The sequence below is a fragment of the Klebsiella michiganensis genome, from assembly GCF_015139575.1.
GTDB classification, from domain to species: domain Bacteria; phylum Pseudomonadota; class Gammaproteobacteria; order Enterobacterales; family Enterobacteriaceae; genus Klebsiella; species Klebsiella michiganensis.
The window spans coordinates 5925696-5935402 of the sequence record NZ_AP022547.1; the positions used below are offsets into that span (position 1 = coordinate 5925696).

A 9707-nucleotide genomic window follows, 5' to 3' on the forward strand; every position below is an offset into this window, starting at 1 on the left:
AGAACGCCAGGGCACGGAGGCCCTTGTTTTCAAACGATTAGGAAAGAGGATGCAACGGTTCATGAGAAAGTCAGTTATTTACGGTCTGCTGGCGGCTGCGATGTGCGCCGTAACATCTGCGCACGCAGGGGTCGTTATCGGCGGTACGAGACTGGTTTATCACGGCGGCGATAAGGAAGCGTCCATTCAGGTGATGAACAGCGCTAACGGTCAGATTCCCTACCTTATTCAAAGTTTTGTCGATGACAAAGGCCCGAAAGGAGATCGTCCTGGTACCACCGGTTCGCTGCCCTTTACCGTTACGCCACCGCTGTTTCGACTGGATGCTGGTTCAGAAAATACGATTCGCGTTGTCAGAACAGGGGGGAATTTCCCGGCAGATCGGGAAAGCGTTTACTGGCTGGATGTGAAGGCGATACCGGCAAACAATCCGGCGGATAAGGGCAAGAACGTGCTGCGCTTTTCGCTGAAAAACCGAATCAAACTTTTTTATCGTCCCAAAGGCGTTGCCGATCCCACCAGTGAGGCAATGGAGGCGATCGGTTTTCACAGGACGGGCAACAAGCTGACCGTCACCAATCCAACCCCCTGGTATCTGAGCTTCTTTAAGCTGAACGTCGGTGACAAAGTGGTCGATACGGCGTTTACCATGGTCGCGCCGCACGGTTCGACTGATTACACCATTCCGGCAGGGGCAGGCGGGAAAATCACCTGGCAATATATCAATGATTATGGCGCAGGATCGTTGGTTCTGGACGGGAAAGGGTAATCATGTCTCAACCATCCATAGACGTAGCGGGCAAAAGCAGCGCTTTTTTATTACAACCGCTTGCCTGCATTATTATTTTAGCGCTGTATGGAACGCAGGGCGCGCTGGCTCAGGATGAGTTCGATATGGCGGCGCTGGAGACCAGTGGACCCAAACTTAACGTTGATCTCAGCCAGTTTTCCCAACCCGGTTCACAGCTACCGGGTCGCTACCACGTAGACGTTTATGTGAACCATGAGCAGGTTGACACGCAAACGCTGGACTTTGTGCAGGATAAACATGGGCAGCTTACGCCTGTGGTGACCCCCGCGCTGTTGGCGCAGTGGGGTATTAAGATTGGTGATATCGATACGCTGCGGAACAAGAACAGTATCAACGATCTGGCTGCAACCGTCCCGGATAGCCAGATCAGACTCGATTACAGCCAGATGCGTCTGGATCTCACCATACCGCAGGCTGACGTCAACAGCGCGGCGCAGGATTCCGTCAGCCCGACGCTGTGGGATGAAGGAGTGCCGGCGCTGCTGCTGGGCTATGACTTTAACGGTTCAAACACCTGGCGCGACGAGAACGATTCTGGAAGGGAAGATAGCTATTTTCTGAACCTGCACAGCGGCATTAACCTGGGCGCGTGGCGGCTGCGAAACTACAGCACCTGGACCTACAGCAAATCGCCGGAATATCACGACACCACAAGCGGCGAAGACGTTAGCAGCGGCGGGAGCAGCGAAAGCGACTGGAGCTCCATTAACACCTTTTTACAACGCGACGTGCAGGCCGTACAGGGGCTGTTAACGCTGGGCGATGCGACCACTCCTTCCGATGTTTACGACGGTTTTACGTTCCGCGGCGTCCAGCTTTCTTCAGACGATGACATGCTGCCTGACAGTCTGCGCAACTTTGCGCCAACGGTACATGGCATTGCAACCAGCAACGCGACGGTCACCATTCGCCAGAATAATAGCGTGATTTACCAGAAGCAGGTACCGCCGGGGCCGTTTAAGATCGACGATCTCTACCCAAACTCCACAAACGGCGACCTGCTGGTAACGATTAAAGAGTCAGACGGCAGCGAACGCAGCTTCGTCCAGCCGTTCTCCAGCGTGGCAATCATGCAGCGCGAAGGGCATCTTAAGTATGACTTCACCGGCGGTAAATACCGCAGCAACAGCGATGGTCAGGAGCCGAAGTTCGCCCAGATGACGCTGATCTACGGCCTACCGTACGATATGACGATATACGGCGGTACGCAGCTGGCGGATAGCTACCAGAACGGGCTGTTGGGGATGGGATTCACCCTCGGTGAACTGGGCTCCATCTCCTTTGACGGGGCCTATTCCTCGGCCGATTTGAGCAATGACGAGCACAAAGAGGGGCAGTCCATACGCGCCCAGTACTCAAAAAGTATGCTCAGCACCGGCTCAACGATCACGCTGGCGGCATACCGTTATTCCACTAAGGGCTACTACAGCTTTCAGGATGCGGCGGATCTAATCGTCGATGATTCTCACGATGACGACCTGAACGACCAGGATGAATTTGACTTAAGCCATAACAAACGTTCCCGCTGGCAGCTGTCACTCAGTCAGTCGCTACCAGAGGGCTGGGGATCGCTTTATGCGAGCGGCTACCAGCAGGATTACTGGGACGAAGGTGGATATGAGCGAAACCTGTCCCTCGGCTACGACACCAGCTGGGATGGCATGACGTTGGGCCTGAACTACACCTTCAGCAGCATGCCGGGAACAGAGGACGACCATCAGGGCGCGTTGAATATCAGTATCCCGCTGAGTAAATGGCTGCCGAAAGCCTATGCCGGATACAGCCTCAACACTAACCGCCACGGAGACACCACCCAGCAGGTCAGCTTGTACGGTACGGCTTTGAAGGATTCGAACCTTAGCTATAGCGTGATGGAAGGCTACAGCAACCATGAAAATTCCGGCAATAACGGCACGCTATCCGTCGATTATACCGGTCGCGCGGGCGAAGCGAACATGGGTTACAACTACGATCCGGACAGCAGGCAGGTGAACTATGGCGTGCAGGGCGGAGTGGTGGTGCACCCTTACGGCGTCACCTTTTCGCAGTCGCTGAGTGAGGATATCCAGTCGCTGGCGCTGGTGCGCTCGCCGGGGGTCAGCGATGTGACCGTGGAAAACGGCACCGGGGTCAGCACCGACTGGCGCGGTTATGCCATCGTACCTTATCTGACGCCGTATCGCCGCACGACGGTAAGGCTTGATACCAGCACCCTGGCCGACAATGCGGAAGTCGATAGCTCCACGGCGCAGGTGGTGCCGACGGAAGGGGCGATTGTACTGGCGGGGTTTAAAACGCATATCGGCGCGAGGGTGTTGATGCATCTGCATCACGCGAATACGGACGTTCCTTTCGGCGCCACCGTCACGCTGGCAGAGGACGACAGCGTCAACAGCATCGTTAGCGACGGCGGTTCAGTGTATCTGACCGGGATGCCGCAGCAGGGCGACATCCTGGCACAGTGGGGCAAAGGAAAAAATGCGCAGTGCCATGCCCATTATCAGCTGCCGCAAGAGGGTGAAAAAACTGGCGTAATTAATCTTGATGCGCAATGTCAGTAGAGAAAAGGTGGTGAAATGAAAAACAGAACAACATGCAGGCCGCCGTTGACAGGGCAGCGCGAGGCAAACACACGGTTTTTTCGCCAGGCGGTAATGGCTGGATGCGCTTGCACGCTATCGCTGAATGTCTGGGCTTCAGAGTGTTACTCGAGTGTTGCCTCAACGAGCGTTGATCTGAAAACGATATCGGTGTCGCCGGATCTGGCCGTTGGACAATCGATTACCGGCGGCGATAAAACGTTTGATTCGGTTCAGTTTGCGTCATGTGAATCCTCATTTACGGTAGAGAAATACTTTTATGGTTATCTCTATTCGTCGTTGGCTTCGGCGGGAACCTATAACGGCCGACTGACTTTTAAAACCAATTTGTCCGGCGTTGGCGTTCAGCTTGGCGCCAGCATGTCGGATACGAAAGGGGCCTCGGGCAACGGCTGGATAACCAGCGGCTCGTCAATAAAGCTGTTAACCGATGACAGTATCGGTTGGGGGGCGATGATTTATATGTCGATTACCCCAAAGCTTAATTTAATTAAAATCGCCGATTCGGTAAGCGGCGGTACGCTCTCCGGAAAGGTTGGTTACGGCCAGGCGAACGGCAACCAGGGGTCGGCAAATATCGATATTAATTTCACTGGCACGTTGTCGGCCAGCGGCTGTACCCTCTCCGGCGGCTCGGATCTGAGTTTTACGCTTGATGATGTGCAAAAAAGCGAACTGCCTTCGGTCGGGAGCACTTGGGGAGAGAGCAGTGAAAAAGATATATCGCTGAGCTGTACTGCCGGAACGAATGTCTATTTTACCCTTAGCGGCACACAGGAACCTGGCACCAGTGATACCAGTATATTAAACAATAATGGTACCGCTAAAGGACTTTCCGTGCAGGTGATGGATCTGCATGGCGGCGGTAATCACCCGGTCAATCTGAATTACCGCTGGTCGCCGATTACCAGTTCAGGGACGACGGCAAAAATACCGCTCGCCGCGCGTTATATTCGCACGGGCGACTTAACCCCGGGCTCCGTTGACGCCAGCGCCACCTACACGCTTGATTATGATTAAGGAGAATGAATATGTTTCTGCGTTTATTTTTTCTCCCTTTGTTACTGCTAGCGATAGCGTCCCTGGCTGAGGCTGACGGAGGCAATATTCATATTACGGGAAATTTGACGGCTCAATCCTGCACAGTAGATGGCGCTACAGATTTCACGCTTTCTTTGGGTACGGTTGACCGGGCGGATTTACCTTCTGTGGGTTCAACGGCTAATCAGGTTGGACTCAATATCCCGCTAAGTTGTATCAGCGGCACGAAAGTAATAATACAGATTGACGGCACCAGCGTAAGTGACAATAACACGGTCATGGTAAATACCGGTACCGCGGAGGGGGTCGGTACGCAATTACTGGAGCCCAACAATAACAACAGGCCTGTCCCACTCGGGAGTTCCTGGACAATTATCGAAAATTCACAGACCAGCGAAGTGATTACTCTTGGCGCCAGATTCTACAGAACAGGCGATGTGGTTCCCGGAACGGTGAATGCGACGGCGACTTATACCCTCTCATATGAATGAAAATGACAGGGTAGATATTTTTCTGCCCTGTCAGGTTATCGCGCTGTGCTTTCATCAGACCGCAGGCGGTCAGTAATGAAATCTCGATATGATTTATGCAGGTGCAGTTCGTGAGTTCTTTTGCTTGCCGCTAAACATTTGATGTGATTTTTAGCGTAAAAAGTGAGCAATGACACAGCGTTTTTAATTCAGAATACAAAATCGCGGATGGTCCCGCACGACTACGCGCCAGTACAAACAATAAAAACCCGCATTAACAATTAGTTAATGCGGGTTAGTCAATGCTCACATACTGAGCTTATTTACCAATACAGAAACTTGAGAAAATGCGTCCCAGCAGGTCGTCGGAGGTAAACTCGCCGGTGATTTCGCTCAGGCTCTGCTGGGCCAGGCGCAGCTCTTCCGCCAGCAGCTCGCCAGCCCAGGCGCCCAGCAGCTGCGCTTTACCCTGCTGAAGATGCTCTGCGGCGTCGGACAGCGCCTGCAAATGGCGGCGGCGCGCCAGAAAGCCGCCTTCCATATTGGTTTCAAAGCCCATGCTCTGCTTGAGATGATTACGCAGCACGTCTACGCCCTCGCCGGTACGCGCCGAAAGGCGAACAAGTGAGTGGTCATTCACTTCGCTCAGCCCCAGCGTTTCGCCGGTGATATCCGCCTTGTTGCGCACCACAGTAATCGGCAGGTTTTTCGGCAGACGGGCGATAAAATCTGGCCAGATATCTGCCGGATCGGTCGCATCGGTGGTGGTACCATCGACCATAAACAGCACGCGATCGGCTTGTTCAATCTCCTGCCAGGCGCGTTCGATGCCGATACGTTCGACCTCATCGTTCGCATCGCGCAGGCCGGCGGTATCAATGATGTGCAGCGGCATACCGTCGATATGGATATGCTCCCGCAGCACGTCGCGGGTGGTACCGGCAATATCGGTGACGATAGCCGCCTCCCGGCCCGCCAGCGCGTTCAGCAGGCTTGATTTCCCGGCGTTCGGCCGCCCGGCAATGACGACCTTCATCCCTTCGCGCAGCAGGCTACCCTGGCGCGCTTCGGCGCGCACGGCGTCAAGATCGGCGATAACGTCGTTTAGCTGGGCTTCGATTTTGCCATCGGAGAGGAAGTCGATCTCTTCGTCCGGGAAATCAATGGCCGCTTCCACGTAGATGCGCAGGTGCGTCAGCGCTTCCACAAGATGGTTTACGCGAGTGGAGAATGCGCCCTGCAGCGAATTCAGCGCAGAACGCGCCGCCTGCTCGGAGCTGGCGTCGATCAGGTCAGCAATGGCTTCTGCCTGTGCCAGGTCGAGCTTGTCGTTTAAAAACGCGCGCTCGGAGAACTCGCCGGGCCTGGCGATGCGCACGCCCGGCAGCGTCAGAATGCGTTTCAGAAGCAGGTCGAGGATAACGGGGCCGCCGTGGCCCTGAAGCTCCAGCACGTCTTCGCCGGTAAAGGAGTTCGGGCCGGGGAACCACAGCGCAATCCCCTGATCCAGCGCGCTGCCGTCGCTGTCTTTAAACGGCAGGTAGTCGGCATAGCGCGGCTTCGGCAGCTTGCCCAGCACCGCCTGCGCAACGTCGCGCGCCTTCAGGCCAGAGATGCGCAGAATGCCCACACCACCGCGTCCCGGTGGGGTTGCCTGGGCGACGATAGTGTCGTTATGGCTCATGGTGACTCTCTATGTAGATGTAAAAAAGGCGGTCTATTGACCGCCTTCTCTGGCATTAACTTTACCGTAGATTCTCGAAATAGTTCAAGTTGCAGGAAGGCGGCAAGTTAGAGAGGCCCCTGGAGCTTACTGAAGTAAGTGACCGGGGCGAACTAACGAAGCCAACGCATCTGCGGCTTGAAGAATGAAGAGAATCAGGATTTTTTCTTCTCGCGGCTATGCAGGCCACGCTTCTCCAGACCACGGTAAATCAGCTGCTGCTGAATAATGGTGACCAGGTTGCTGACGATATAGTAAACCACCAGACCTGACGGGAACCACAGGAAGAACACCGTAAAGATGACCGGCATAAAGGTCATGATCTTCTGCTGCATCGGGTCGGTCACGGTGGTCGGAGACATCTTCTGGATGAAGAACATCGTCGCGCCCATGATGATCGGCAGGATGTAGTACGGGTCTTGCGCAGACAGGTCGTGGATCCACAGGATAAACGGCGCATGACGCAGTTCAACCGAGGCGCTCAGCATGTAGTACAGCGCAAGGAAGATTGGCATCTGGATAATCAGCGGGAAGCAGCCACCCAGCGGGTTAACCTTCTCAGCTTTATACAGGGCCATCATTTCCTGGCTTTGACGCTGCTTGTCGTCGCCCAGACGCTCGCGCATTGCCTGAATCTTCGGCTGCAGCATACGCATCTTCGCCATGGAGGTGTACTGCGCTTTAGTCAGCGGGTACATGATGCCACGAACGATAAAGGTGATGACGATGATGGAGAAGCCCCAGTTGCCTAGGAAGCTATGGATCCATTTCAGCAGTTTGAACAGCGGCTGAGAGATAAACCACAGCCAGCCGTAGTCGACGGTCAGGTCAAGATGCGGCGCAACGGCGGCCATTTTGTCCTGAATAGCCGGGCCGACCCACAGGGTGCTTTCCAGCTTATCGGTTTGACCCGGCTGCACCAGAACCGGCTGAGATTTGTAGCCGATTGCCACAATACCGTTGCCGAGATTCGCGGTGTAGAAGTTGTTAGTACCGGTGTTCTGCGGAACCCATGCGGTAGTAAAGTACTGCTGCAGCATGGCAACCCAGCCGTTTTTGGTGCTGACGTTCAGGTTTTCGTTATCGACGATAGTATCGAATTTGTATTTTTCGTACTTCGTTTCAGACGTTGAGTATGCCGCGCCACGGAAGGTGTGCATCGTCGTCAGACCGCCGGTCTGCGTGTCGCGATGCGTCGGCAGGTTGGCGGTTTGCTTCAGCTGGCCAAAGGTCGACAGTTCCAGCGGTTTTTCGCTGGCGTTCTGCACGCTATAGCCGACGTTCACCGCATATTCACCGCGCTTCAGGGTGAAAGTTTTAGTGAATACGTTGCCTGCTTTATCGGTGTACGTCAGAGGAATGACGATTTCGTTCTGGCCATCAGCCATCACAAACGCATCTTTATCGACGTTATACAACGGACGCGGTCCGTTAGCCGGGTTGTCCGGGCCATCACGACCGGTCAGGCCGCTCTGCGCCTGATAGGTAAACTGCGGCGTGGTTTCCAGAAGCTGGAACGGCTCAGTTGACTTCAGCTCTTTCGGATAATCCAGAAGCAGCGCTTGCTCAACATCACCACCGCGGGTGTTGATGGTCAGGTCAAGCACATCGGTTTTTACCGTAATCAGTTTCCCCTGGCCACTGGCCGGTACGCCCTGGTCGGCGGCGCTACCCGTTGCTGTGGTCGTTGTCTGCGTGGTCTGCTGCTGGGGTTGAGGATTGTTATCCTGCTCCCAGGCTTGCCAGATCATGAAAGACACGAACAACAAAGCGATGATAAGAAGATTGCGTTGCGAATCCATCGTTAGTGTTCTCTGGTATCAAATGGTCCAGGCGGGACGGGATCGTCACCACCAGGGTGTAAAGGGTGGCATTTTAATACGCGTTTCACCGTCAACCAACTGCCTTTTATCAATCCAAACCTGCGCAATGCCTCAATTCCGTATTGAGAACAGGTCGGCGTGAAACGACAGTGCGGCCCGAGTAGCGGACTAATCAGGCGCTGATAGACCCGAATCAGGCCTATCAGGACCCGCGAGCCAGGCGACAGTGGCGGCGCCATAATTTTTCCAACGCTTCCGAGAGAGCACGGTTATCGAGGTCGGCAACCCCTTTCTTCGCCACCACCACGAAATCCATTGGCGGGAGTTCATGTTGACGTAAACGGAAGCTTTCACGCGTCAGACGTTTAATCCGATTGCGTTCATGCGCGCGCTTGACGTTTTTCTTGGCGACGGTAAGACCGATGCGGGGATGCCCCAGCGAATTTTGGCGGCCGAGGATGGTGATTTGCGGCGTGCCAGCCCGTAATGGCTGCTGGAAGACGAAAGTGAAATGACTGGGAGTTAACAAGCGTAACTCCCTGGGAAATGCGAGCTTAACCACTCAGGGTTAGCTTTATTACTTGGAAACGGTCAGACGAGCGCGGCTTTTAGCACGACGACGTGCCAGAACCTGACGACCATTTTTAGTAGCCATACGAGCACGGAAGCCGTGAGAACGGTTGCGCTTCAGTACAGACGGTTGAAAAGTGCGTTTCATGGCGATTTCTACCTAAACTTGAATAATTTCACTGACTTTCGCGTAAATCCGAACGAATTTCGAACGGCCTACGCCTCAGCGTGGGTGATTAAAGAGGCCGGATTGTAATAATTGTACACTCCGGAGTCAATTCTCTTTCCTTATTTCTCGCACCTTGCCGCACAAAAAACAGGCGATGGCACGCTGCGGAAAACGGGCATTACGCGCCGGGTGGTGGATTATACGACCTGGTGGATAAAGCGCAAGGATCGCAAAGGATCTTTGTTAGATCGATTAAGCCCAAAACCAGGATAGTTCATTAATTTTTCCAATATGCGGCTGAAATCGTGCCCCACTCCAGCCAGGATCGATTACACTTACCCAGCTTCGATCCTTCCTGTGGATAAATCGGGAAGAATCTGTTGAGAAACACAAGATCTCTTTCTCAGTTTAGGCTATGATCCCCGGTCCCGATCGGGATCCAGAGATCCGCATCGGGTAATAACCGCAGATAGCGGTTCGCACGTCACCCCTTTTGTGCA

Annotated in this window: 10 protein-coding genes; 4 read left to right on the forward strand and 6 right to left on the reverse strand. The window is 54.3% G+C overall.

Going from position 1 to position 9707, the window contains the following annotated elements; all coding sequences use genetic code 11:
• The first annotated feature begins 61 nt into the window (after positions 1-61).
• The 4 genes from JLG71_RS27680 (at position 62) to JLG71_RS27695 (ending at position 4943) form a co-directional block, all read left to right on the forward strand.
• A complete protein-coding gene (locus JLG71_RS27680; protein ID WP_032751796.1) occupies positions 62-769 on the forward strand; it encodes a fimbrial biogenesis chaperone in 708 nt (235 codons plus the stop codon).
• A 2-nt stretch (positions 770-771) separates the two neighbouring features.
• Complete coding sequence (locus JLG71_RS27685; protein ID WP_134897473.1) at positions 772-3372, forward strand: fimbria/pilus outer membrane usher protein; 2601 nt, start codon at positions 772-774, stop codon at positions 3370-3372.
• Positions 3373-3561: 189 nt separating this feature from the next.
• The gene (locus JLG71_RS27690; protein WP_049104192.1) at positions 3562-4431 is read left to right on the forward strand and encodes a fimbrial protein; all 870 of its coding nucleotides are present in this window, start codon (positions 3562-3564) and stop codon (positions 4429-4431) included.
• An 11-nt stretch (positions 4432-4442) separates the two neighbouring features.
• Complete coding sequence (locus JLG71_RS27695; protein ID WP_025107557.1) at positions 4443-4943, forward strand: fimbrial protein; 501 nt, start codon at positions 4443-4445, stop codon at positions 4941-4943.
• A 298-nt stretch (positions 4944-5241) separates the two neighbouring features.
• Here the strand turns inward: JLG71_RS27695 and mnmE are convergent, their stop codons facing one another.
• From mnmE to JLG71_RS28705, 6 genes are all read right to left on the reverse strand, one after another.
• Positions 5242-6606 (reverse strand): tRNA uridine-5-carboxymethylaminomethyl(34) synthesis GTPase MnmE, encoded by a 1365-nt coding sequence (gene mnmE / locus JLG71_RS27700; RefSeq protein WP_025107558.1) that lies wholly within the window; start codon positions 6604-6606, stop codon positions 5242-5244.
• Between the two features lie 194 nt (positions 6607-6800).
• Positions 6801-8447, reverse strand: coding sequence for a membrane protein insertase YidC (gene yidC, locus JLG71_RS27705; protein ID WP_004855708.1), 1647 nt, complete (start codon positions 8445-8447; stop codon positions 6801-6803).
• Between the two features lie 2 nt (positions 8448-8449).
• Entirely contained in the window at positions 8450-8707 is a 258-nt protein-coding gene (gene yidD / locus JLG71_RS27710; RefSeq protein WP_004871831.1) for a membrane protein insertion efficiency factor YidD, read from the reverse strand.
• Positions 8671-9030, reverse strand: coding sequence for a ribonuclease P protein component (gene rnpA, locus JLG71_RS27715; RefSeq protein ID WP_004871829.1), 360 nt, complete (start codon positions 9028-9030; stop codon positions 8671-8673). Before rnpA ends, yidD begins: the two co-directional genes overlap by 37 nt.
• A gap of 15 nt (positions 9031-9045) precedes the next feature.
• On the reverse strand, positions 9046-9186 hold the full coding sequence (rpmH, locus tag JLG71_RS27720; protein ID WP_004871828.1) for a 50S ribosomal protein L34: 141 nt from the start codon (positions 9184-9186) through the stop codon (positions 9046-9048).
• Between the two features lie 218 nt (positions 9187-9404).
• A complete protein-coding gene (locus JLG71_RS28705; protein WP_418271147.1) occupies positions 9405-9485 on the reverse strand; it encodes a hypothetical protein in 81 nt (26 codons plus the stop codon).
• Positions 9486-9707: the final 222 nt, after the last annotated feature.